20 protein-coding genes are annotated in these 23,895 nt (G+C 58.3%); 5 read left to right on the plus strand and 15 right to left on the minus strand.

The features are described from left to right. The first annotated feature begins 54 nt into the window (after window positions 1-54). On the plus strand, window positions 55-1,203 hold the full coding sequence (gene dnaJ, locus Q8K08_RS20745) for a molecular chaperone DnaJ (RefSeq protein ID WP_304804494.1): 1,149 nt from the start codon (window positions 55-57) through the stop codon (window positions 1,201-1,203). 238 nt (window positions 1,204-1,441) lie between these two features. Then, complete coding sequence (radC, locus tag Q8K08_RS20750; RefSeq protein WP_305251596.1) at window positions 1,442-2,209, plus strand: DNA repair protein RadC; 768 nt, start codon at window positions 1,442-1,444, stop codon at window positions 2,207-2,209. On the opposite strand, the gene Q8K08_RS20755 is transcribed toward radC, so the two are convergent. The 3 genes from Q8K08_RS20755 to secA are packed head-to-tail and all read right to left on the minus strand — an operon-like array spanning window position 2,181 to window position 7,550. After that, window positions 2,181-3,689: a phosphate ABC transporter substrate-binding/OmpA family protein gene (locus Q8K08_RS20755; protein ID WP_305251597.1), complete on the minus strand. Its 1,509-nt coding sequence runs from the start codon at window positions 3,687-3,689 to the stop codon at window positions 2,181-2,183. The two genes, radC and Q8K08_RS20755, sit on opposite strands and share 29 nt — an antisense overlap. An 18-nt stretch (window positions 3,690-3,707) precedes the next feature. Then, window positions 3,708-4,778, minus strand: coding sequence for a hypothetical protein (locus Q8K08_RS20760; protein WP_305251598.1), 1,071 nt, complete (start codon window positions 4,776-4,778; stop codon window positions 3,708-3,710). Window positions 4,779-4,838: 60 nt separating this feature from the next. Further along, window positions 4,839-7,550, minus strand: coding sequence for a preprotein translocase subunit SecA (gene secA, locus Q8K08_RS20765; RefSeq protein ID WP_305251599.1), 2,712 nt, complete (start codon window positions 7,548-7,550; stop codon window positions 4,839-4,841). 184 nt (window positions 7,551-7,734) lie between these two features. On the opposite strand from secA, the gene Q8K08_RS20770 reads away from it, so the two are divergent. From Q8K08_RS20770 to Q8K08_RS20780, 3 genes are read left to right on the plus strand one after another with little or no spacing between them, the layout of a single operon-like run. Beyond that, window positions 7,735-8,580 (plus strand): peptidylprolyl isomerase, encoded by an 846-nt coding sequence (locus tag Q8K08_RS20770; RefSeq protein WP_305251600.1) that lies wholly within the window; start codon window positions 7,735-7,737, stop codon window positions 8,578-8,580. Window positions 8,581-8,595: 15 nt separating this feature from the next. Continuing rightward, window positions 8,596-9,987, plus strand: a complete 1,392-nt coding sequence (gene argJ, locus Q8K08_RS20775; protein WP_304802575.1) for a bifunctional glutamate N-acetyltransferase/amino-acid acetyltransferase ArgJ — start codon at window positions 8,596-8,598, stop codon at window positions 9,985-9,987. Then, on the plus strand, window positions 9,984-10,382 hold the full coding sequence (locus Q8K08_RS20780) for a (deoxy)nucleoside triphosphate pyrophosphohydrolase (RefSeq protein WP_304802572.1): 399 nt from the start codon (window positions 9,984-9,986) through the stop codon (window positions 10,380-10,382). Before argJ ends, Q8K08_RS20780 begins: the two co-directional genes overlap by 4 nt. Before the next feature lie 313 nt (window positions 10,383-10,695). On the opposite strand, the gene infB is transcribed toward Q8K08_RS20780, so the two are convergent. The 12 genes from infB to grxC form a co-directional block, all read right to left on the minus strand. Then, a complete protein-coding gene (gene infB, locus Q8K08_RS20785; protein WP_304802570.1) occupies window positions 10,696-13,290 on the minus strand; it encodes a translation initiation factor IF-2 in 2,595 nt (864 codons plus the stop codon). Then, window positions 13,287-13,931, minus strand: coding sequence for an RNA-binding protein (locus Q8K08_RS20790; RefSeq protein ID WP_304796682.1), 645 nt, complete (start codon window positions 13,929-13,931; stop codon window positions 13,287-13,289). The genes infB and Q8K08_RS20790 overlap by 4 nt, the downstream gene beginning before the upstream one ends. Before the next feature lie 23 nt (window positions 13,932-13,954). Further along, on the minus strand, window positions 13,955-15,562 hold the full coding sequence (gene nusA, locus Q8K08_RS20795) for a transcription termination factor NusA (protein WP_305251601.1): 1,608 nt from the start codon (window positions 15,560-15,562) through the stop codon (window positions 13,955-13,957). A 16-nt stretch (window positions 15,563-15,578) separates the two neighbouring features. Then, the gene (gene rimP / locus Q8K08_RS20800; RefSeq protein WP_304796676.1) at window positions 15,579-16,184 is read right to left on the minus strand and encodes a ribosome maturation factor RimP; all 606 of its coding nucleotides are present in this window, start codon (window positions 16,182-16,184) and stop codon (window positions 15,579-15,581) included. Between the two features lie 192 nt (window positions 16,185-16,376). Next, window positions 16,377-16,616 (minus strand): hypothetical protein, encoded by a 240-nt coding sequence (locus Q8K08_RS20805; RefSeq protein ID WP_304796673.1) that lies wholly within the window; start codon window positions 16,614-16,616, stop codon window positions 16,377-16,379. 76 nt (window positions 16,617-16,692) lie between these two features. Further along, complete coding sequence (locus tag Q8K08_RS20810) at window positions 16,693-17,337, minus strand: YjbF family lipoprotein (RefSeq protein WP_304796670.1); 645 nt, start codon at window positions 17,335-17,337, stop codon at window positions 16,693-16,695. After that, a complete protein-coding gene (locus Q8K08_RS20815; RefSeq protein WP_305251602.1) occupies window positions 17,334-19,547 on the minus strand; it encodes a YjbH domain-containing protein in 2,214 nt (737 codons plus the stop codon). The genes Q8K08_RS20810 and Q8K08_RS20815 overlap by 4 nt, the downstream gene beginning before the upstream one ends. 105 nt (window positions 19,548-19,652) lie before the next feature. Beyond that, complete coding sequence (locus tag Q8K08_RS20820; protein WP_322573393.1) at window positions 19,653-21,500, minus strand: nucleoside-diphosphate sugar epimerase/dehydratase; 1,848 nt, start codon at window positions 21,498-21,500, stop codon at window positions 19,653-19,655. 173 nt (window positions 21,501-21,673) lie between these two features. Further along, complete coding sequence (locus Q8K08_RS20825; RefSeq protein WP_304796661.1) at window positions 21,674-22,303, minus strand: sugar transferase; 630 nt, start codon at window positions 22,301-22,303, stop codon at window positions 21,674-21,676. A gap of 42 nt (window positions 22,304-22,345) precedes the next feature. Next, entirely contained in the window at window positions 22,346-22,795 is a 450-nt protein-coding gene (locus Q8K08_RS20830) for a MarR family winged helix-turn-helix transcriptional regulator (protein ID WP_304796659.1), read from the minus strand. Then, window positions 22,792-23,622, minus strand: a complete 831-nt coding sequence (locus Q8K08_RS20835) for a carbon-nitrogen hydrolase family protein (protein ID WP_305251632.1) — start codon at window positions 23,620-23,622, stop codon at window positions 22,792-22,794. The genes Q8K08_RS20830 and Q8K08_RS20835 overlap by 4 nt, the downstream gene beginning before the upstream one ends. Next, on the minus strand, window positions 23,622-23,879 hold the full coding sequence (grxC, locus tag Q8K08_RS20840) for a glutaredoxin 3 (RefSeq protein WP_305251604.1): 258 nt from the start codon (window positions 23,877-23,879) through the stop codon (window positions 23,622-23,624). The genes Q8K08_RS20835 and grxC overlap by 1 nt, the downstream gene beginning before the upstream one ends. Window positions 23,880-23,895 lie beyond the last annotated feature (16 nt).

Below are 23,895 nucleotides of genomic sequence, written 5' to 3' on the forward strand. Positions count from 1 at the left end.
GGGCGGTCTGGCAACGGGCCGCCCCTCTCCGGTTCGGGAAAGGTGTTCTAACCCATGGCAAAACGTGACTTTTACGACGTTCTGGGCGTTCCCAAAGGTTCTTCGGCGGAAGACTTGAAAAAGGCTTACCGCAGCAAGGCCAAGGAACTGCACCCGGATCGCAATTCAGACAATCCCAACGCCGAATCCCAGTTCAAAGAGGTGAATGAGGCCTATGAGGTGTTGAAAGACGCCGACAAAAAGGCCGCCTACGACCGATATGGCCACGCCGCCTTTGAAGGCGGCATGGGCGGCGGGCGCGGGCATCCCGGTGCAGGCGGCAATGGTGACTTTGCCTCGGCCTTCTCGGATGTGTTCGAAGACCTGTTCGGCGACTTCATGGGCGGGCGCGGTGGCGGCGGGGGCCGCTCGCGTGCGCAACGTGGTTCCGACCTGCGCTACAACCTGCGCATCTCCTTGGAAGAGGCGTTCAAGGGCATCCAGAAAACCATCAACGTGCCCACCTCGACGGCCTGCGAGGTCTGCCGCGGCTCGGGCGCCGAAGGTGGCGCCGAACCCACCACTTGCCCCACCTGTTCGGGCATGGGCAAGGTGCGCGCACAGCAGGGCTTTTTCACCGTTGAACGCACTTGCCCCACCTGCAACGGCATGGGCCAGATCATCAAGAACCCCTGCCGCGCCTGTAGTGGTCAGGGCCGGGTCGAAAAAGAGCGCGCCCTGTCGGTCAACATCCCCGCCGGAGTAGAAACCGGCACCCGCATCCGCTTGGCTGGTGAGGGTGAGGCGGGTCTGCGCGGCGGGCCATCGGGCGACCTCTATATCTTTATCGAGGTCAAGGAACACGCCCTGTTCCAACGCGACGGCGCGCATCTGTTCTGCCGTGTGCCGGTCAGCATGACAACAGCTGCCATCGGCGGTGAGGTCGAAGTGCCCACGATCGACGGTGGCCGTAGCCGGGTAAAGGTGCCCACAGGCGCGCAATCCGGCAAGCAATTGCGCCTACGCGCCAAGGGTATGCCCGCCCTGCGCGGCGGCGGCGTTGGCGACATGCTGATCGAACTGGCGGTGGAAACACCGGTCAACTTGACCGCGCGGCAAAAAGAACTGCTGCGCGAGTTTGAAAAACTGTCCGAGGAAAACAACCCCGAAGGGTCATCGTTCTTTTCCAAGGTCAAAGGATTCTGGGACGGCATGAAAAGCTGATCAAAACTCCGCGCAAGCGCAGTCCTGAACACATCACCATACCAAGACCCCGCCGGGCAACCGGCGGGGTTTTTCTTTGCCCACGCGCTGACGAAGCGCACAAATGTCATGACGCAAGCCATACGTCGGCCATACCTGAACCAGACGCAGGTCATACGTCAGATTTGGCCCTGCGCCCGCCCTCGGACACTACTCCTCGATTAACATTTGATTCACCCTGCCATGCCAACCTGCACCCATGGCACAGCATGGCTTTCACGATGGCACCTTCCCCCTATTCCCGCCTTCCGGCGATGAGGATGAGGCCGCGCCATCTTCTCTGCCACAAAAATTGCCCTCATATATCGCAGACCACCGCAAACGCCTACGTGACCGCTTCATGGCAGATGGCGGCGCGTCGATGCCCGATTATGAACTGCTGGAACTGCTCTTGTTCCGTGCCATCCCCCGGCAAGATGTCAAACCCCTCGCTCGCCTGTTGATCGACACCTTTGGCGATCTGAACCGGGTGATCACCGCACCGATTTCCCGACTGACCTCCATCAAAGGCGTGGGCGAAGCCGTTGTTTGTGAACTAAAATTGTTCGAATCCGTCTCGCAGCGCATGATGCGCGCCCGCGTCATGCACAAGCCCATTCTGACATCCTGGGATGCTCTGCTCGACTATTGCCACACCACCATGGCGCACCGCGAAACCGAACAATTCCGCATTCTGTTTCTGGACCGTAAAAACACGCTGATCGCGGATGAGGAACAGGCCAAGGGCACCGTAGATCATGTGCCGGTCTACCCGCGCGAAGTGGTCAAACGCGCGCTGGAACTGAACGCCTCGGCGCTGATACTGGTTCACAACCACCCCTCGGGTGACCCTACCCCAAGTCAAGCCGACATCAGCATGACCCACCAGATTCAAGAAGCATGTCAAGTACTTGGCATCACCCTGCACGACCACTTGATCATCGGCAAAAGCCGCGAGATTAGTTTCCGCTCGGACGGGTATCTTTAAACACCGGCTTCAGCCAAACTTCCACCCGCCGGTTCAAACGTCGCCCGGCACCCGTCTCGTCGCAAGCCATCGGCATCGCTTCACCAAAGGCGATGATCTTTGGCAAATCGGCTTCTGCGACCCCTGCCTTTGCAAGTCCGGCCAAAACCCCTTCGGCACGCGATTGGCTCAGCGCCAGATTGGCGGCCGCCGCACCTGATCCATCAGAAAACCCCGCCAGCACAAGGGCTTGGTCGCGAAACACCCCCACCTCGATCAGTTGCGCCAGATCTTCGAGGTTGTCGCGCGAATGGGCATCCAATTGGCTGGAACCATCCTGAAACCGAAAGGTAAGAGACAGGCGGTCGGCACCATTCATCGCATCAGCCAACCGCTTCAGATCGGCCAGTGTCGTTTCCTCGCCGGCACCCTGAATCGCGTTGATCAGCCGCAAGCCGTCGCCCGTCAACGGCTGCCGCTCCGGCTGACGATCAATCCACCCCGCAGCAGCCACAACAGCCTGCGCCTGCGGTGTATCAAGAAACGTCAGAAATTCCCGCACAAACAAGGGCAAGCGGCGATTTGGGGTCAGCAGATACATCGGCAGCGACAGCGGATAATCTTCGGCTTTGACCGCCAAAGCGGATGGCAGCAAGGGAAAGCCACAACTGTCGGTCAGTGGTAAAGCCCGCGCATCACGCACACCCGCCCGGACCGTCATCGCCACCGCCCAAGGATCACGCTGCACCGCATCCCCCAGTGCAGCAATATCGCCATGCACGACACTGGCCGCCACATCCCGCCCCAATCGCGCCGCAAGCGCCCGCTGCAACGCCTCATCCGGTGCCAGACCATGCAGAACCAGCGGCATATCCGGCCCGCCGATATCGGACCAGTTCGCCACCTCACCAGCCAGCACGCGTGCAAGATCGCGGGTGCTGATCTTGGGCACCGGATTGTCTGGGGCCACGATCGGCACCATCGCGTCCAACGCCAGCACGCGCGACCCCATGGCAGGTTCTGTCGCGGCGGCCAGAACCATCTCTGCCCGGCCAGCAAGCAGTTCGGCGCGCGCAAGTTCGGGCGTTGCACCCACAAAACCTATATCAGCCAACGGTTTGCCGCTTTGGGGGTCAGAGACAACCGCGCTATAGCCCCCTTGCATATCTTCGTCATAGGACAGCCCGCGCGCTTCGGCAAAGGCGCGCATCAGCGGCGGCAGCAGGGTTTCACCCACACCAGCCAGCCCGACAATCCGAACCCGCGCCTTGGGTGCTGTCAGGTCAGGGCAGGCAGGGCCATCGCAAATCACGCCAGCCGCATCGACCGTCAACAGGCCGTAAACACTGTCAACGCGGTAGAACTCTCCGTCATAGCCTTGCAGCGTGCCAGAGATTTCCAGCCCGCCTTCACGGGCGGACAGGGTTACATCCTGCGCCCCGGCACCCGAGGGGACACAAAGCGCGGCGAAAACCGCCGCGCGACACCAACCTGACCCCATATACCCCCGTGCGCCCCACTAGTTTGCAGAGGTCAGTGTCATGTTCTCAAGCAGGTTTTTCAATACCAGAATATCCCCGACCGCGTCACAATCCGGCATCGCCAGTGTCAGATCACTGATTTCAACCAATCCGTCTTTGGCAAGAATGGCCTCACCCAGAATTTCGCGGCCACAGGTGCGGTCGGTAATGGCAGACTCCAACACCAGGTCGATCTGATCTGTAGGACCAAAAGTATAGACCTCGGCCAACAGGGGCAGGTTGACCAACGCATTCCCCAACACAGTCACAAATCCGGTTTCGCCTGATGTGCCTGTAAAGGAAGAAGAAATATGCCCTGGCTGATCGTAACCGGCGCCATTTTCAAAGGCGTGAAGCTGAAACGCATCATTGGCCTGCCATTGCACCGCAAATCGCTGAACCCCTGCAAAATCAGGCATAGGCAAAGAGCCGGAAGCCTTTTCACCGCCGGGAAAGATCACTTCGACATCCGCAACCGCTGTAAGGGCAGGCAGCATTGCAAACAGCGCGCCGCTGGCCGAGGTACGTTCCGTGACAGCCAAGCCCGCGTGCCGCAGCACCACGCGCTGATCGGGTTGGCAGGGAGCCAGCATCGAGATGCCAATCATGGCATTTGGCTGAGCCAGCAAATCAAACCTTACGTCGCAGTCTGGCTTCGCAGCCATTTCCAGTGCGGTCATCGGCGGCGCATTGAGAGGGGCCAGCTCCACCGGGTCAGCGGCGGCCAGCTGATCCGGTACAGAGTCTTGCGGCAGCGGCGCAGTGTCGACGATAGAGGCTGGTTCGCCAGGCAAGACCGGAGCCTGGATTATTTTGGAAGGTGGGGTAAGTTCTTCGCGCCCCGCCGCAACAGGCATGACACCGGACACCACCACATCGGGCAAGCCGACAGTGGTCCGGCTGCCTGCTTTTTCCTGCACATAGTGCCCTGCCCCAAGGGCAATCGCCCCAGTGCCAGCCACGAGTGTCAGTTTGCGTAGCAGGTTCATGGTTGCCTCCAGACTTACGGTCTTGTGCAACATCACAGCCAAAGGCGGCCAATCGGTGGCAGCTTGATGGAATGTTTCCACGGTAGGTGGCAAAAATGGGGCAGCTTTGGCTGCCCCAGCCACAATTGCCGCGCAGTGGGATCAGACAATGCGTCCATGGCAGTGTTTGAACTTTTCGCCCGATCCGCATGGGCAAAGGTCGTTCCGGCTTGGGTTTCCCCAGGTGCTGGGGTCTGTTTCGTCAAAACCGGGCAGACGGGTTGATGCGGTCTCGGCAGCCTCGGCCGGGGCGGACGGCTCTGCATCCGCAGGATCAGCGGCAGCGCGTTGCTGCGCCAGAACCTGCGCCATCATAGCGTCTTGCTCGACTTGCGTCAGCGGACGGATTGCCGACAGCTTTTGCGTCACTTCCTGACGTAACGAGTTAAGCAACGATTCAAACAGCGCGAAGCTTTCGGATTTGTATTCGTTCAGCGGGTCACGCTGCGCATAACCCCGGAACCCGACCACAGACCGAAGATGTTCCAGCGTAAGCAGATGTTCCCGCCATTTCGCATCAATCGACTGAAGCAGGATCTGCTTTTCGATGGACCGCATCGTGTCGACACCAAAAGCTTCGGTCTTGTCGGACATCGCCTTAGCGGTGGCCTCGGCCAGGCGCTCTTTGATCACGTCCTGGTCGACACCTTCTTCGGCAGCCCAATCTGCCAGTGGCAGATCAATGTTCAACTTCTCACGCGTGGCCAGCGTCAAGCCGTCGACATCCCAGGCATCGGGATAGCTTTTCGGCGGCATGTGCAGATCGACCAGATCGTCGATCACCTGTGCGCGCATGTCTTCTGCGATTTCGGCCACGTCTTCGGCTTCCATGATCTCCAGCCGCTGACCGAAAATCGCTTTGCGTTGGTCGTTCATCACATCGTCGAACTTCAAAAGCTGCTTGCGCATATCGAAGTTGCGGCCCTCGACCTTAGCCTGCGCGCGCTCCAGCGACTTGTTGACCCAAGGGTGCACAATCGCCTCACCCTCTTTCATGCCAAGTTTAGACAGCACGGCGTCAAGCTTGTCCGAGCCAAAAATCCGCATCAGGTCATCTTCAAGCGACAAGAAGAACGACGACCGCCCCGGATCACCCTGACGACCCGAGCGGCCACGCAGCTGGTTGTCGATGCGGCGGGATTCGTGGCGTTCGGTGCCCAGAACGAACAGGCCCCCGGCAGCAATGACCTTGGCTTTTTCCTCGGCGTGCTGGGCTTCGATCCGGCTGCGCACCTCATCCGGGTTCAGATGCGGGTCGGCGGCGATAGCCTCCATCACCTGCATTTCGATATTGCCGCCTAGCTGGATGTCGGTTCCACGACCGGCCATGTTGGTCGCAATCGTCACCGCGCCAAAGCGTCCGGCATCGGCCACGATCTGCGCTTCTTGTTCGTGTTGGCGCGCGTTCAGAACGTTATGCGGCACGCCAGCTTCTTTCAGCAAGCCAGACAGGAATTCCGACTTTTCAATACTGGTGGTGCCGACAAGGATCGGCTGACCCTTTTCATGTGCTTCCTTGATCGACTTGACCACGCCTTCGTATTTCTCACGCGCGGTACGGTAGACCTGATCATGGTCATCCTTACGAGCGACGGGGCGGTTGGTCGGCACTTCGACCACGCCAAGGCCGTAAATTTCCATAAATTCTTCGGCTTCGGTCGCCGCCGTGCCAGTCATCCCGGCCAGCTTGTTATACAGTCGGAAGTAGTTCTGGAACGTCACCGAAGCGAGGGTCACGTTTTCCGGCTGAATCTGCACGCCTTCTTTCGCCTCAATCGCCTGATGCAAGCCGTCTGACAGACGGCGGCCCCGCATCATGCGCCCGGTAAATTCGTCAATCAGCATCACCTCGCCGTCGCGCACGATATATTGCTGATCCTTGCTGAACAGCTTGTGTGCCCGCAGCGCCTGCGTGACGTGGTGAACAATGGTCGTGCTTTCGGGATCATAAAGGTTCTGGCCATCGGGCAGAATCCCCGCTTCGCGCGCCAGACCTTCGATAAACTCGTTGCCCTCATCCGTATAGGTCACGTTGCGGGTCTTTTCGTCCAGCTTGTAATGCTCATCTGTCAGTTTCGGGATCAGGCCGTCAACCTTGATGTAAAGCTCGGACCGATCCTGTGACGGACCGGAAATGATCAGTGGCGTGCGGGCCTCATCAACCAGGATCGAGTCGACCTCATCCACGATGGCAAAGAAATGCCCCCGCTGGGACATGTCTTCGATACTGCCCTTCATGTTGTCGCGCAGATAGTCGAACCCAAGCTCGTTGTTGGTGGCATAGGTGATGTCGCAGCGATAAGCGGCCTTTTTCTCGTCCGCTTGCTGATAGGGGTAGACCACGCCCGTTGTCAGGCCCAGAAAGCCGTAAACCTTGCTCATCCATTCGGCGTCGCGCTTTGCCAGATAGTCGTTGACCGTGACAACATGCACGCCTTTGCCCGCCAGAGCGTTCAGATAGGCGGGAAAGGTTGCCATAAGCGTCTTGCCTTCACCGGTCTTCATCTCGGCGATGTTGCCCTGATGCAGGAAAATCCCGCCCTTCAGCTGCACATCAAACGCGCGCAGGCCAAGTGCGCGACGCGCGCCTTCGCGGCAGTTGGCAAAAGCCTCGGGCAGAAGCGCATCAAGGCTTTCGCCCGATTGCGCTCGCTGTGCCAGCGACTTTGTCTTTTCTCGCAAGCCGTCGTCGCTGAGCGCGGCGAACTCCGGCTCCAACGCGTTGATCTGTGCGACCAACGGACGAACCGATTTGACCTTACGGTCATTTGGCGAACCAAAGACCTTACGCGTTAGCGAACCCAGACCCAGCATATGTTCTCCGTGGGTATTCCTGACAGCATCGTGTGAACCAAGGGCCTTGCCCGCCCCCAATGCCTTCCATAGAAAGCCCAAGAAGGCCGGCCGGCCCCGTCGCACGCGACCCCCGCGATTTAAGGGACAGGCCCGCCATAGTCAATGTTTGGCGGGGTCGCAGCCCGTTCAGGAGGGTGTGAAAATGACGAAATGGACCAAGTTCTTGGCCAGCTGTGCTGTTGTGGGCGCAATGTCGGTGCCTGCACTGGCACAAGACACAACCGCAGAGACAGTGGTGGCCACGGTAAATGGCACAGATATAACGCTCGGCCATATGATCGCCCTGCGTGAAGGTCTGCCGCAACAGTATCAGGCGCTGCCCGATGACGTGCTGTTCAAAGGCATTCTGGACCAGCTGATCCAGCAAACCGCGCTGGAACAATCGGTGGCCGAGGTTGCCAAGCGCGACCGTCTGGCGCTGGAAAATGACCGGCGCGGCTATATCTCGGGCGTGGCACTTCAGGCCGTGGTCGCAACCGCCGTCACTGATGAGTCGTTGCAAGCTGCCTATGATGCGAAGTTCGCGGGGGCCGAACCTGTCACCGAGTATAATGCCGCCCATATCCTCGTCGATGCTGAGGAAAAGGCGAATGAGCTGAAAACCCAGATTGATGGCGGTGCCGATTTCGCCGAACTCGCCCGTGCCAATTCCATTGATGTTGGCTCTGGCGCCAATGGCGGCGATCTGGGCTGGTTTGGCACCGGAATGATGGTCAAGCCATTCGAAGATGCCGTGATCGCAGCCGAGATTGGCAAGGTGACGGTTCCGGTGCAGTCGGATTTTGGTTTTCACCTCATTCTGGTTAAGGAGACTCGCATTGCAGAGGCACCGACGCTGGATGAGACCCGCGACGAACTCGCGGCAGAGATTGAGCGCACCGCTGTTGAGGCGCATATCAAGGCGCTGACAGACGCGGCGCAAATCGCACGCCCCGGCGAGGGGCTTGACCCGACCCTGCTGCGTGATGCAACGCTGCTGGACAAGTAGTCGCAGGGGGAAGCCATGGCAAAGACCGATTGGAAGGCCGAAGCAAAGACACTGAAAAAGCGTCTGCGTAAGCTGAAAATGAAGGTGACGGAAACCGTCTCTGATGTTGCCAGCGATGTCAGGGACGAGGTGACAGAGGTTGCCGGAAAGATCAGCGCCAAGCTGAAAGCCGCCAAGCCTGTCTCACCGCTTGCGCCCAAAGATGGCTTCCCCAACCTTCCCGTGATCAAGGGGGTCGAGTTTTCGGCCGCCGGGGCCGGGATCAAATATGCTGGCCGCAAGGATGTGATGCTGATCCGCCTTGCCCCCGGCACAGCGATGGCCGGGGTCTTCACCCAGTCTTCCACCCGGTCTGGCTGCGTGCGCGATTGTCAGGACAAACTGGCGACCAAGGTCCCAGCAGGTGCTGGCGCGGCCATTATCGTTAACTCTGGCAACTCCAACGCCTTTACGGGCAAGGTTGGCGACAAGGCCGTAGCCGCCGTGACAGGCGGGGTCGCATCCGCGCTCGATTTGCCGGCCTCACGCGTGTTTTCCTCATCCACCGGAGTGATTGGTGAGCCACTGCCCCATGATAAAATCACAACCGTGCTGCCCGAACTGGTCGCCAATCTGCGGAGTGATGCCATCGAAATGGCTGCCCACGCAATGATGACAACGGATACCTTTGCCAAAGGTGCGGCGGCGACTGTGCAGGGCGAGGGCGGCACCATTCATATTGCGGGCATTGCCAAAGGATCGGGCATGATCGCGCCCGATATGGCCACGATGCTGGTGTATATCTTTACCGATGCCAAGATATCGCCTGTTGTTTTGCAACGCATGCTGTCGCGCAATGTCGGTGCCACGTTCAACTCCATCACCGTGGACAGTGATACCTCGACCTCGGACACGCTGCTTTTGGCGGCCACCGGGCAAAGCGACGCCGCTGCCGTCAAAGGCCCGGTGGCCAAAGCGTTCGAGACCGCGTTGCAAGGGGTGATGCATGATCTGGCCTTGCAGGTTATCCGCGACGGCGAAGGGGCCACAAAGCTTGTCGAAGTACGTGTCACGGGTGCGGCCAACAATGACGATGCGGCCAGGGTCGCGTTTTCCATCGCTAATTCGCCGCTGGTAAAGACGGCGTTGGCCGGACAAGATCCAAACTGGGGTCGCATTGTTGCCGCTATCGGCAAATCCGGGGCCGAAGCGGACCGCGACCGTCTGAGCATCTGCTTTGGCGATGTGCTGGTAGCCAAAGATGGCTGGCGCAACCCCAAATACCAGGAAGAAGACGGTGCAGCACACTTCCGGCAGGATGAAATCCTGATCCGCGTGGATCTGGGCATTGGCAAAGCCGCCCGCACAGTTTGGACCTGTGATCTGACCAACCGTTACATCGAAATAAACGCGGATTACCGTTCTTGAAAATCGTCCTTGTTTCGGCTGTTGCCCTGATCGACCCTGATGGCCGCGTGCTTCTTGCACAACGGCCCGAGGGCAAGTCGTTGGCCGGGTTGTGGGAGTTTCCGGGCGGCAAGGTGGAGCCGGGCGAGTCGCCCGAGGTTGCCCTGATTCGTGAGCTCAAAGAAGAACTGGGCATCGACACGTGGCAAAGCTGTCTGGCCCCGCTTACGTTTGCCAGTCATAGCTATGAACATTTCCACCTTCTGATGCCATTGTTCGCATGCCGCAAGTGGGATGGGATCGTGCAGGGGCAGGAAGGCCAGAAACTCGCTTGGGTCAAAGCCGAAAATCTGCGCGATTACCCGATGCCGCCAGCAGATATCCCACTGATTCCCATTTTGCGTGACTGGCTGTAAGGCCAAACGTACATAAGTTGCGTAGAAAATGTACAATACGGCATTTTTCTAATGGTTTTCTGAACAATTTACATTAATTGTTTCCATGCAGAGCTAATGGGGGGTTGGTGGATGCTGAGAACGATCACTGTCGGAAGTTGTGTTTCCATTCAGGGCCTGCTTGTCAGGACCCTGTCTGATGGTAAACTTGTAATCAAAGTCGATGAAAAGCTGTTTGTAGGGGTTGCTGTCACAGCGGCACGCGTGGCCTGAACCAGACCTTTGTAACAGAAAAAGCCGGGGCTTCCCCCGGCTTTTTTGCCTGTAAAAGCTTTTACGCCAGTGAGCGCTGCACTTCTTCGCGCTCGAAGATCTCGATGACATCGCCGGGACGAATGTCCTCATAGCGCTCAAACGCCATGCCACATTCCTGACCCGAGATGACTTCCTTCACTTCGTCCTTGAAGCGTTTCAGCGTCTTCAGGGTGCCTTCGTGGATCACAACACTGTCGCGCAGCAGACGAACGCCCGCCGACCTACGCGCCACGCCTTCGGTGACCAGACAGCCAGCAACCTGACCAATCCCGGTGACCTTGAACACCTCTTTGATCTGCGCATACCCGATGAAGGTTTCGCGCACTTCGGCCTTCAACAGACCCGAGGCAGCGGCTTTGATGTCATCAACCAGATCATAGATGATCGAGTAATACCTGATCTCAACGCCCTTCTGGTTCGCGGACTGACGGGCAGACGCATTGGCCCGCACGTTGAACCCGATGATCGGCGCGCCCGAAGCTTCGGCCAGACCCACATCAGTATCGGTGATCGCACCCACCCCATAATGCAGGATACGCACGCGAACTTCGTCGTTGCCGACCTTTTCCAGCGCTTGCACGATGGCTTCGGCAGAACCTTGCACATCGGCTTTCACTAGAATCGGCAGCTCTGCAACTGACTGGTCGGCCTTGGCTTTGGCCATCAGCTGTTCCAGCGTGGTCGCAGCACCAGCCGCAGCGCGCTTGTCTTTGGCAGCTTTCTCACGGTAATCCGCGATCTCGCGCGCCTGCGCTTCGGTTTCAACCACATTCAGTGTGTCACCAGCCGAAGGTGTGCCCGACAGACCAAGCACTTCGACCGGAACCGAAGGACCAGCCTCCAGCACAGTTTCGCCCTGATCGTTGATCAGCGCACGCACTTTGCCCCACTGCTCACCGACGACAAAGATATCGCCTTTGCGCAGGGTGCCGTTTTGCACCAGAACGGTGGCGACCGGACCACGGCCCACATCCAGCTTGGCTTCGATCACGGCACCAGAGGCGGACCGCTTGGGGTTCGCTTTCAGTTCCAGAATCTCGGCCTGCAGAGCGATGGCTTCCAGCAGGGTGTCGATACCCATGCCGGTTTTGGCCGACAGCTCAACATCCTGCACATCGCCCGACATCGCCTCGACGACAATCTCATGCTGCAGCAGATCGGTCCGCACCTTGGTTGCGTCGGCACCGTGTTTGTCCATCTTGTTGATGGCCACAATCAGCGGAACCTTGGCGGCTTTGGCGTGGTGGATCGCTTCAATTGTCTGCGGCATCACGGCATCATCTGCCGCAACCACCAGAACGACGATATCCGTCACGCTGGCACCACGGGCCCGCATGCTGGTAAAGGCAGCGTGACCGGGAGTGTCGAGGAACGACACCAGCGCACCGTTTGGCGTGCGAACCTGATAGGCACCGATGTGCTGGGTGATCCCGCCCGCTTCGCCCGACACCACATTCGCCTTGCGGATCGCATCCAGAAGCGAGGTTTTGCCGTGGTCAACGTGGCCCATGATGGTGACAATCGGCGGACGTGTTTGCAGGTCTTCATCACGGTCTTTGACCGAGTCGATCACCTGTTCCACATCCGAATCAGACACGCGCACCGCTTTGTGGCCAAATTCTTCGATCACCAGTTCAGCGGTATCCGCATCAATGGCTTGGTTCATGGTGACCATCATGCCCATTTTCATGAGCGATTTCACCACATCAGCAGCGCGCTCGGCCATACGGTTGGCGAGCTCAGACACAACAATCGTTTCGGGCAGCTGCACATCGCGCACCTGCTTTTCGGGCTTGTTGCCAAAGCCCAAGGCCTTTTGACGGGCTTTTTCCTGCTTGCGCTTCATCGCGGCAAGGCTGCGCGTGCGTCCGCCTTCGCCGTTCAGCGCGGCCGACAGGGTCAGCTTGCCACCACGACGGTTATCATCACCCTTTGCCTTGGCGCTGCGTTCACGCTCTTCGCGCTCACGATCAGTTTTACGCTGTGGCGTAGGGGCGAGCGGAGCCTTGGCAGCAACGCCGCGCGGTCCGGTCGCATCTTGATTGCGATTGGTCGGCGCGTCAGCCGGTGCAGGGGTCGCAGGTCCGGACTTGGCCTCGGCCGGCTTTTCGTTGGACCGTGGGCGCGTCCCAAGAACATCAGCCTTGCGCTGTGCAGCCGCTGCGACACGCGCATCAGCTTCGGCACGCACGGTGCGTTCTTCTTCTTCGGCCTTCAGGCGCAATGCCTCAAGACGCTCACGCTCCTCGCGCTCTTTCGCCTCGATTTCTTCGCGGCGACGCTGACGATCTTCTTCGCGTTGACGCTCATCCTCAGCGCGACGCTCATTGTCCGCAACTTCGCGCGCCTTGGCGGCGCGCAATGCGGTCAGGCGACGCTCCATCTCGGCGTCGGAAATTCCCGCAGGCCGCTTGGCCGGATCGCCGAGATTTGGTGACCCTCCGCCCGCGCCTGTTGCACCGGCTGCGCCCGGCTTTGTGGGAACGACCACGCGCTTGCGCTTCGTTTCAACCACGACGCTTTTCGTCCGGCCGTGGCTGAAGCTTTGCTTCACCTGACCGGAACGAGGTGCGCCACCCAAACCGAGGGGTTTTTTGCCGTCTGTATCGCTCATGCGTCCTTCGTATCCTTCCCGGCGATCATGTCGCCGACCTGCTTGTCATCTGCCCCACGCAGGCCGACAAGCCTTGCCGCTTCCTCTACAACACGGTTGTTGAGTCCACCAGCCGCAAGCGCGGCGTGTATCGCACGTTCGCGGCTGAATGCCAAACCCATTTCCCCTGCCGTAAGACAGGAAATCAGGGTTTCTCGCCCATTTGGTGGGCGGAGCTTGTCTTTCCCGCGTTCTGAACCATCACTGGCCTGAATCAGCGTTCGTGCCTGACCCTTGATCAGCCACTCTTTCACCTTTTCATAGCCGCAAATCGCGTCACCGGCTTTCCGTCCCAGCGATATAAGGTCGATCACCCGCTGCACCAAGAGCCGCTCGACCATATCGGGCAGATCATCAGGCACTTTCACCGGCTGACGCGCAGCCCGTGAAAACAGGTTCTTCTTCACCGCTTTAGCCAATGCGTCACGATCCGCAGAAACATAGATCCCACGACCGGGCAGCCGCCCCTGAATATCCGGAACGATCATATCTTCTGGCCCCAGCACAAAGCGGATCAATCCCGCTTTTGGCTGGCTTTCCCCGGAAACGATGCATTTGCGTTCCGGTTCATCGCGCGATTCTTTTTGCCCGCCACGCGTCATGCGCGTTGCTCCGAGGCCTGAGATCAGGCCTCGGCCTCCGCAGATTCGGCGTCGTCGGCTGCCGGTTCCATTTCGGTAGGGTCCACCCAGCCCAGCATGACGCGTGCCGTCATGACAAGGGTTTGGGCTTCTTCAAGGCTCACGTCAAACGTCTCCAGAATACCATCATCTTTCTTGCGCTGTCCGTTTTCAGTGGTCCAGCCGCCTGCCAGTTCCCAATCAGCGCAGGTGGCGAAGTCTTCCAGCGTCTTAATGCCGTCTTTGGCCAGTGCCTCCAGCATCTGCGGGGTAAGCCCTTCAAAGTTGATCAGGCTTTCTTCAACACCCATGTTGCGCGCATTTTCAAGCGCCTTGCGGGCCTGTTCTTCCAGATTGTCGCGGGCGCGGGCCTGCAGTTCTGCCGCCGTGCCCTCATCAAACCCGTCGATAGACAACAGCTCATCCGCGTCGACATAGGCAACTTCTTCCAGGTTAGTAAACCCTTCGGACACCAGAAGTTGCGCCATCATCTCATCAACATCCAGCGCTTCCATGAACAGCTTGGTGCGCTCGGCGAATTCGGCCTGACGGCGCGCTGATTCCTCGGTTTCTGTCATGATATCGATGTCCAGACCCGTCAACTGGCTTGCCAGACGCACGTTCTGACCACGACGGCCAATGGCCAAAGACAGCTGCTCATCGGGCACCACAACTTCGATCTTGCCGATTTCTTCGTCGATCACAACTTTCGACACTTCGGCTGGCTGCAACGCGTTCACAAGGAACGTCGCCTGATCCTGATTCCACGGGATGATGTCGATTTTCTCACCCTGCAACTCATTGACCACCGCCTGAACCCGGCTGCCGCGCATACCAACGCAGGCGCCGACCGGATCAATCGAATTGTCATAGGAAATCACGGCAATCTTGGCGCGCGAACCAGGATCACGGGCCACAGCCTTGATCTCGATGATACCGTCATAGATTTCCGGCACTTCCATCTTGAACAACTCGGCCATGAACTGCGGATCGGTCCTCGACAAGAAGATCTGCGGACCACGCACTTCGCGGCGCACATCCTTGATAAAGCAACGAATGCGATCGCCGATGCGATACGCTTCGCGGCCAATCTTTTCGTTACGGCGCAAAATACCCTCGCCGCGGCCAACATCGACAATGACATTGCCATATTCTTCGCGCTTGACCACGCCGTTGATGATCGTTCCTTTGCGGTCGCGGAACTCTTCGTACTGACGATCACGCTCGGCCTCGCGCACGCGCTGCAACAGCACCTGCTTGCCCGATTGCGCAGCAATACGGCCCAGATCAACCGGAGGAACTTCGTCGATGACCTCGTCGCCAATCTGCGGGTCAGCCAGATAATTCTTGGCCTGCTTCACAGTCAGCTGTGCGTGGTGATTCTCGATCAGATCATCTTCCATCACCGTCCGCACGCGGGCAAAGGTGGCGCGACCGGTCTTGCGGTCGATGTTCACACGGATATCCAGCTCAGAGCCGTAGCGCGACTTGGCGGCACGAGCGAGCGTTTCTTCCATCGCCTGGATCACCAGATCCGGGTCGATCATCTTCTCACGGGCCACCGCTTCGGCAGTCTGAAGAAGCTCAAGCTGGTTGGCAGAGGTAATCGCCATCGGTCAACTCCCGGTCTTAGTGTTTGGTTTCTTCGGCGGGGTCTTCTTCCTCGCCTTCGGATTGTTCAATCTCGTCGAACTCTGATTCGTCAAAGTTGCCGCTGGCCTTTTTCTGGCGCAGCATCTCGGCGATCAGGTCGTCTGTCAGCATCAGCTTGGCATCAGACAGCCAGTCGAACCGCAACCCGATGGTTACCTCTTCGCCGCCTTCTTCAATCAAGATCAGAATTTCTTCATCCTCAACACCCGCAAGCGCACCCTTAAAACGGCGGCGGCCGTCGATCAGTTCAGTCGTCTCGATCCGTGCTTCCCAACCCTTCCACATCTCAAAATCCTTGAGACGGGTCAGCGGCCGATCAATGCCCGGAGACGATACTTCGAGAACATAGTTTTCTTCTACCGGGTCTTCGACATCCAGGACCGCCGAAACGGCAGTTGAGATCGTGGCGCAGTCTTCAACCACGATCCCACCATCAGGGCGGTCGGCCATGATTTGAAGGATGCGGGTCTTGCCCCCCATCAGGCGCACGCGCACCAGCTCAAACCCCAGCCCCTCGATGACAGGTGTGATGATGCTGGCAAGGCGGCGATCAATGGCAGTTTTGGCGATAAGATCGGTCATGATTTCCAAAAACAAAAAACGGGCCAAGCGGCCCGGGAACTTCTTTCGGTAGCTTCGGGTGTGGACCCCAAAACCGCTGTTAAGTGTCTTTACCCCTCAAACAGGATTCTTGCAAGGGCGAAACCAGCACCACCCGGCGCCTTGAAACGAAAAAAGGCCCGCCGAAGCGGGCCCTGTTCAGATGATCAAAGATCAGTGGCTGCCCGAAGACGATTTTGCGATAGCTGCAATCGCAGCCAGCGCAACCACGCCACCGACAACCGCGCCAGCGCCCAAACCGCCAGCCATCACTGGCACGGAAGACGACGAACCGCGCTTAACAATAACGATTGGCTCTTCTTCTTCAGCGACGCCGCCCATGCCACCGGCGGAAGCAGCGGAAACCGATGCAGCCAGAGCAAGAGCCGTAACAAAAGCAGTAATACGCGACATAGGAACTCTCCGTTTGTAAACTATTGGGTTGTAGCTAGCATAAACTGGGCCAGCATAAAAGCCCCCAGCAAGTCGATCAGCGGCGAAGATCCTCAACTGTTAAATATCCCACATCGTCACTAATCCATTGGCGCGATTTGCGTATTTTTTGATCAGATGAAAACCAGTAGTCATTCTGGAACACCGCCCCATCAGCAGAACAGTTTTCGCTGACACGTAATGTTGTGTAGGAAACCTCCACAATCTCAATAACTTCCGATCCGCGCGGCAACACGTTGCAGCTAAAACGGCGCCGGACGGATTTGTCTTCGCCATCCAGGTGAGTGTAAATACGGGATTTGGTCCCCGCCTGCCTGGAAACGGCCAAACCATCTGAAGCCATCAGATCATTGCCCAAACCCCGTGTTGCAACAATAACACCATTTCGGAATGATACAGTCACGTCATCAAGCGTGGACCAAGTTGCAACACCTTGGTTCTGCTGAACTTCTCCAAGCAAGGCCTGCTGACCCCGACTGTCAATGGTCGCAAGCAACACTGGCGTCTCCACCTGTTCAAGCGCTTCGCGGGTCAGGCCAAGATCAGCAGGCGCGGCACCCTTGAGCTTGGCGGTAGAGGCCGTCAGCAGTGATTTGGCAATTTCGCCTCCACCAACTGAGCCAGCTTCATTTCCACAGGCTGCAAAAGCGAATACTGCAATAATCGCAGGAACAAATTTCATTTCCAGAACCGTCCCCACTGCTCGGTCAAGCCATCGGCGCGATAGCCGCGTACGGTTTCGTAAAGCCGTCCGTCGACATCCAGTCTTTGCCCACCATCACGCCCAAAGGGCCGCAACACTGTTGTTCTGGTCTTGGTGCTTGGTATGCCCAACAAAGACGCGAAAGGCACCTCAACCGTTATACCCTTGTCAAACGACCCGCTGCCAAAGTCTTCGGCAGAGACATTGGTTTTTGTCACAAACGCCCCAACCTTCCAGCCGTTGTCAAATTCTCGTTTCAACGAAAGCGTCGCCCCGACATCCCCTGCCAGATAGCGGCCAATATCAACCTGAGCGTGAAAATTGTTGTCAAACTTATAGTACCCCGACACATGACCGGTCACGACCCGATAGCTGTTGCGCGCACCGCATGCTGCGGTTGCAAAGTCTGGTGTACAAAGGTCCGTTTCATACATATCAACCGGAAGTGAAAAGCCAAGCCGCTGATCGGGGGACCGTTGAGCCGTGTAGTTTACCTCGGCCCCGATTGCCCAGCGACGAGCCGTTGGCATCCAAAGCACTTCTGTGGACAAACCGCCATGCATCCGCTCCAGATAGCCAAGCGACATGCGGCCATAGAGTTCAGGCGCAAGTTTGCGATAATAGGTCAGCGCCAGGGTCTCGATAGCCGGATCACCGTCGCGATCGTAAAAATAGTTTGCCGACCGGACCGGCTGAAGCCGACCCCGCTCGGGCAACGGCGGACGATCGTCAAGATTGCTGAACAAGAACTTCGATACTGATCCGCTGAGGATCAGCCCCGGCGTCACTTCATACCGCCCGTTCAACTCCAGCCCGGCGCCCGCTTTGAATGGGGAGTTTTGGTCAAACACCCGCAATCGCCCCATCGGCACCAACGACCAGGTGAACTTGGGGTAGGCCTCAGGATCGCGGATACCGTCGTTCAACACGGCCGGCGCGGACAGGATCTGGGCCCGCGCAAGGATTTTTTCACCTGCTTGGGTGTCAAACTCCAGCGCTTCGATGTCAGATCTCTGCAGCACGACCTGTGAAACCGGCATCCCGTTGACCATTGGCACGATCACAAATTGCTCGACCGAAGCGGGGGCCACCTTTGTCAGGGCGCGCGCCGTGCGACCCACGGCCTGCGCTTCGGCGTCGACGGTCAGATTTCGGATACGGACATACGCCGTAGACCCGTCAAACCGCACCGATTCGACCTGAACCCCATCCTTTTCCAGTCTGCGCGTCAAACGGACCCGCAGCGTGTTCTGGACCTCTGGTTGTCCCAGCCAAGTGGTCGACCATGCCTCAGGGTTGGCGCCGCGCGATGGCCGGGGGTCGACCGGATCGGGCGCAGATGTTGCGATACCGCCGCCCGCACGCTTCTTCGGGTTCATGATGAAATGCGCGGCGATCCCGAATTCGCTGCCAGACATGTAGTAGGCGCCGACCCGCAAAGACTCGTTGCGCTGGTATTCGACCCCGAAGTTCAGCGGGCTACGCCGGTCAAACGTGCCACGCACCCGTGATTCTTCGTCGTAAGCGTCAGAGGAATACTCTGCCTTGGCCGTCCACTGGTCGTTTATCTGCCATTCAACACCGGCAAAGGGTGCCGCAGGGCCACGGAACCATTGGCCGAAATTGAAATTCCCACCCTTGCCGATCACCAGTTCGGGCCGGTCACCCAAAGGACTGCCGATCGATTGAAAACTGCCCAGACGTCCCCAGCCCAAACCGGCTGAAACCTTTACATCAGGGGTAACATGCTTGGTCGCGACCACATATTCGCCCGCGATCACGCCCGTTCCCACAAAATCCTGCAGGCCAATAGCGATCGCTGGCAGATAGCGCCCTTCATCAAGGATCTTGTATCGCAGATCAAACGAGCGGTCGTAGTACGTTTCAAACTGGTTCACGCCATCGCAGCAAAGAACCTTGTTCCAATCACGAATCCCCTGGAACCGAAAGCTGCCCGAAATGCGCGGCGTGATCTGAAAAGTAAGCGTTGTCCGGCTGATCGGACCGAAATGGCTGGAAGTTCCTGACAAAATTCCATCGGGCTGCATTTCAGCCGACGGCATGTCAATCAGGCCTGTCGCGCCATACATATTGAGAGTGGGCCGGGTCTCTGTCAGAGCCGCTGTTGTAGCAAGGGCCCCAGCGGCGACCAGCGCCACTACAGCCGTTGATATCTTAAGCTTGATCATCCGACTGCCGTCCTTTTAGCGCGAGTTTGGTGCATCATAGACACGACGTGCCGGGTCGCAATATCCAAGCCCAACTTGCCTGACCGCTGGTGCAAAGTTGCACAATCATGCACCAGTGCGCTCCATGCGGATCGCCGAGGTTGCCGAATTTCCATACCCCTCAACATAGGCTTCAATGACACGACGGGCCGCGGCTGCATTGCCAACCGCAACCGCGTTGCGCAATTCACGCAAAGCAGACGTCATTTGTATGCTTGTCAGGCCACGCTCTTGAACACGAAGGATTTTTTCATGTGGCGTGGTCAGCATTCCGGGCTGGATCAACAGTTCTTCGTGCAGCTTTTCACCCGGTCGCAGACCGATCACCGAAACTTCAATATGGCCATCGGGGTTTTCTGCCGATTTGACGGTAAACCCGGCGGCGCAGATCATGCGTTCGGCCAGATCCCTGATTTTGATTGGTTGCCCCATATCAAGAACAAACAGATCCCCCTCATGCGCCCCACGGGACAGTGACAGCCCCCCGGCGATCAGTACAAGGTTGGCGGCTTCAGAAATCGTCATGAAATAGCGGGTCACGTCTTCATGGGTCAGCGTAACCGGGCCGCCCTTCTTGATCTGCTCGCGGAACAGAGGAACGACCGATCCCGAACTTCCAAGCACATTCCCAAAGCGCACAATCGAAAAATCTGTGTTGGAAGACCGACGCGCCATATCCTGCACGACAAACTCTGCCATCCGCTTGGATGCGCCCATCACATTTGTCGGGCGCACGGCTTTGTCGGTCGAAATCAGGATGAACCGCTTCACCCCCTGCTCCAGCGCGGCTTCGGCCAAAGTGCGGGTGCCCAGCACATTGTTGACCAGACCAGCAATAGGATTGCTCTCAACCAAAGGCACATGCTTGTAAGCCGCTGCATGCAGGATCACATCGACTTTGTATTCCGCCAGAACGGCCCTGACCTGCCGTGATTCTGTGACCGTGCCAAGCACCGCCACGAAGCTGATGCCTTGCGCATCCGCACGTTCGGCCATCTCCCGCTCGATCGTATAAAGCGCGATTTCACTCACTTCGTACAAAACGATCCGGGCCGGCCGATACGGCAACAACTGGCGGCACAGTTCAGATCCGACAGACCCACCAGCACCTGTGACCAGAATGGTCTTGCCGCCATAGGCATCGGTTGCTTCAGGTCGCAAATCGGTGACCGGATCACGGCCCAAAAACACACCGGGGGACACAGGCGCCAGTGCATCCACAATGACCTCTGTTCCGACCAGCTGGGCAAAGGACGGCAGGGCGTGAACATCCAGCCCCCGCGACACCAGATCCCGCACGATCATAGCCTGCCGGGCCGATGATGCGGATGGCATTGCAAGAAGCACCCGCTCGACATCGTAGCGCAGAACGATTCGTTCCAGCTGGTTAGCAGGATAAACCTTCAGGCCCAGCAGCGTCATGCGCTGTACCTGCGGATCGTCATCGACAAAGGCCACCACGTGAATGCTTTCATGCGACCGCAGTGCCGTGGCAAGCATCGCGCCGGTGCTGCCGGCACCGTAAATCACCACATTTCGGCGCACCTGACCCTGACGCAACACGGCCAGCAATAAAGCGAGGAGCGCAAAGCGTGCGACCACCATCGACAGAATAAAAATCAGTAAAAACAAAGGCAGTACTGCAATTGGCGGCCGAAAATCTGACAGTTTATGTGCCAGCAAAAGCCCAAACCCGGCAAAGATCGCCAAGAGGCCCGTCTTCACGGCACCGACTGCCTCATAGGACTTCAGCTTGATCAGCGGGATGCCAAGCAACAGCGATCCAATAGCGGTGAAAAGGGTAACGGCCCCAAAGCCAAAAATCCCGGCTGCCGCCATCGCAGATGCGCTGGATGCCTGATACAGACAGTAGTAACTGGCCAACAAAGACAGAGGTGCCAAAAATACATCCATCAAAAAGAGGATGATCTGCTTTTGAAGTCTGGACAGATGTCCGACCAGTCGAAGTAAAAGTCTGGATGCAGTAATTTTCAACGGTAGGGCCCCGACACAAAAAAACATCAAAAGGGATGAGAAAGGCGTTTTTCGACCTTACTCCGGCTTGGTAACCTTAACCGCCGCATCGTTCAACCAGAACGGGATTTCTTGTTGATGTGCGTTATCCCGCGCACGGTTTCTATCATCAGCATGACATCCATGCAAAGATTTCGACGCCTGCCGTAAATTTCATCCAGTTGCGCCTTTCTCGGAACGCAGCGGCGGGCGTAGACTTCGTCTGTCTGCTCAGGCGTAACGCATTCGCCAAGCAGACGTTCTTCGTGGGCGTGAAAGTAAAGGGTCGCAAGCCCCGTCACGCCGGGACGAGATTGCAGCACTTTTGCGTATAGGTCAGGGAAGCGTTCGACATATCTTCGCAACGGCGGTCTTGGCCCGACGAAACTCATGTCACCCTTCAACACATTCCAAAGCTGAGGAATTTCATCAGCGCGGTATTTGCGCAGCCACTTTCCCATGGGTGTCACACGATCCGCCTTGTCGCCGCCCGACACACCCCAGTCCGCCTCGACCACACGCATCGTGCGCAGCTTCCACAACATAAAGGGACGCCCCGGTGTGGACATCCGTTCGGATACGTAAAACACAGGCCGCCCTTCACGTAGCAAAAGATAGATCAGCAAAAGCCCAAAAGGCGCCGCCAACAACGACCCCAGAAACAGTGCCGTAGCAATATCAAACAGACGCTTTGCAGGGGTCACCGGGCTTCTCCACCCAAACGCGTCACGACAATGTGATCCACCTTAGCCATCACCTTCAAGGCGCGTCCGCATTTCCCGCAGGACAGGCACCAGCGCCCGCACCCGCTCGGCACCCAACGCCTGCACCACTTCTCCGATCAACGGGGCAACCGCCTGCACAGCCGCATCGCGCGCCGCGCGACCTGAAGGGCTGATCGCCACAAACTTGCGCCGGGCGTCATCCCAGTCAGGGCGGATATGCACATGCCCTGCCCATTCGAGCTTGGCCAACGTGTTGGTCATCGCCCCGCGCGTTACGTGAAAAGACCGTGCAAGTTGCGCCGGGGTCCGCTCTTCGTTCAGCCGCGCCAGATGGTTCAGCACCCCGAAATGCGACAGTTCCATTCCTTTGGGCAGCACTTTGGAAATTCGGTTGCGCGCCAACTGATCGGCCATGAACAATTCGCCAAACAGGGCAACCGCAATTTCCTCAACCCTCTCCCGCTCGCTCATGGTCCGGTGAACCTCCGGTCATGCGTCAGAGACGGCACCCGCCCCCGCGCCGTTGCCACGCGGGACAGATCCAGATCGGCAAATGTCACCCCAGTCTCTTCCCCGGCATCGGCCAACACCTCGCCCCAAGGGGCAATCACAAGTGAATGCCCATGCGTCCGCCGGCCCTTGCCCGCGCTTTCGGGGTGAAACCCGGTCTGCGCCGGGGCCAGAACAAAACACCCGGTTTCAATCGCGCGCGCGCGCAAAAGCACTTCCCAATGGGCGACCCCTGTAATGTGGTTGAAGGCGGAAGGCACGGTGATGATCTGCGCGCCAGCCTGCGCCAAAGCCCTGTAAAGATAGGGAAACCGCACATCATAGCACACCGTCATGCCCACTTGGCCAAAGGGCGTTTCCACAACCACCGCGCGGGCACCGGGCCGATAGCCTGCCGATTCGCGATAGGATTCAACCTCTGACACCGTTACATCAAACATGTGGATCTTGTCATAGCGCGCCGCTACCGCGCCATCTGGCCCGATCAAAAATGATCGGTTGGCAAAGCGGCCATCGACGTCATCTGTCTTTAGCCCAAGTGATCCGATCAACAACCAGATGCCAAGCGCCTTTGCCTCTGCCCGGAGCGCGGCAAGACTTGGATCCGCCGCCTCATGGTGGAACACTGCCCACTGATGATCGCGGCTGGACGACAGCGCATTGGTACATTCCGGGGTCAGCACAAAGCCCGCACCTCCGGCGGCAGCTTCCCGAACCAAAGCAAGCGTCCCGGTCAGGTTCGCCACCGGGTCATCGCTGACCGTCAGTTGCACCAAACCGACCCGCATCATCCGGCCAGCAACGGATCAAGAGCACCGCGATGGTCCAGCGCGTGCAGATCATCACATCCACCCACATGCTGTCCGCCGACAAAGATCTGCGGCACTGTCCGCGAGCCGCCGGCGCGCTTGGTCATGGCTGCGCGCAAATCAGGGTCACGGCTGACATCGGTTTCGGCATAGACGACACCCTTTTTATCCAGCAGCCGCTTGGCCGCGATACAATAGGGGCAATAAGGCGTGGTATAGATTTCAACGGGTTTCATGGCAGATCCTGCGCAA

The sequence above is a fragment of the Pseudotabrizicola sp. genome (assembly GCF_030684215.1).
In the GTDB taxonomy this organism is placed as follows: domain Bacteria; phylum Pseudomonadota; class Alphaproteobacteria; order Rhodobacterales; family Rhodobacteraceae; genus Pseudotabrizicola.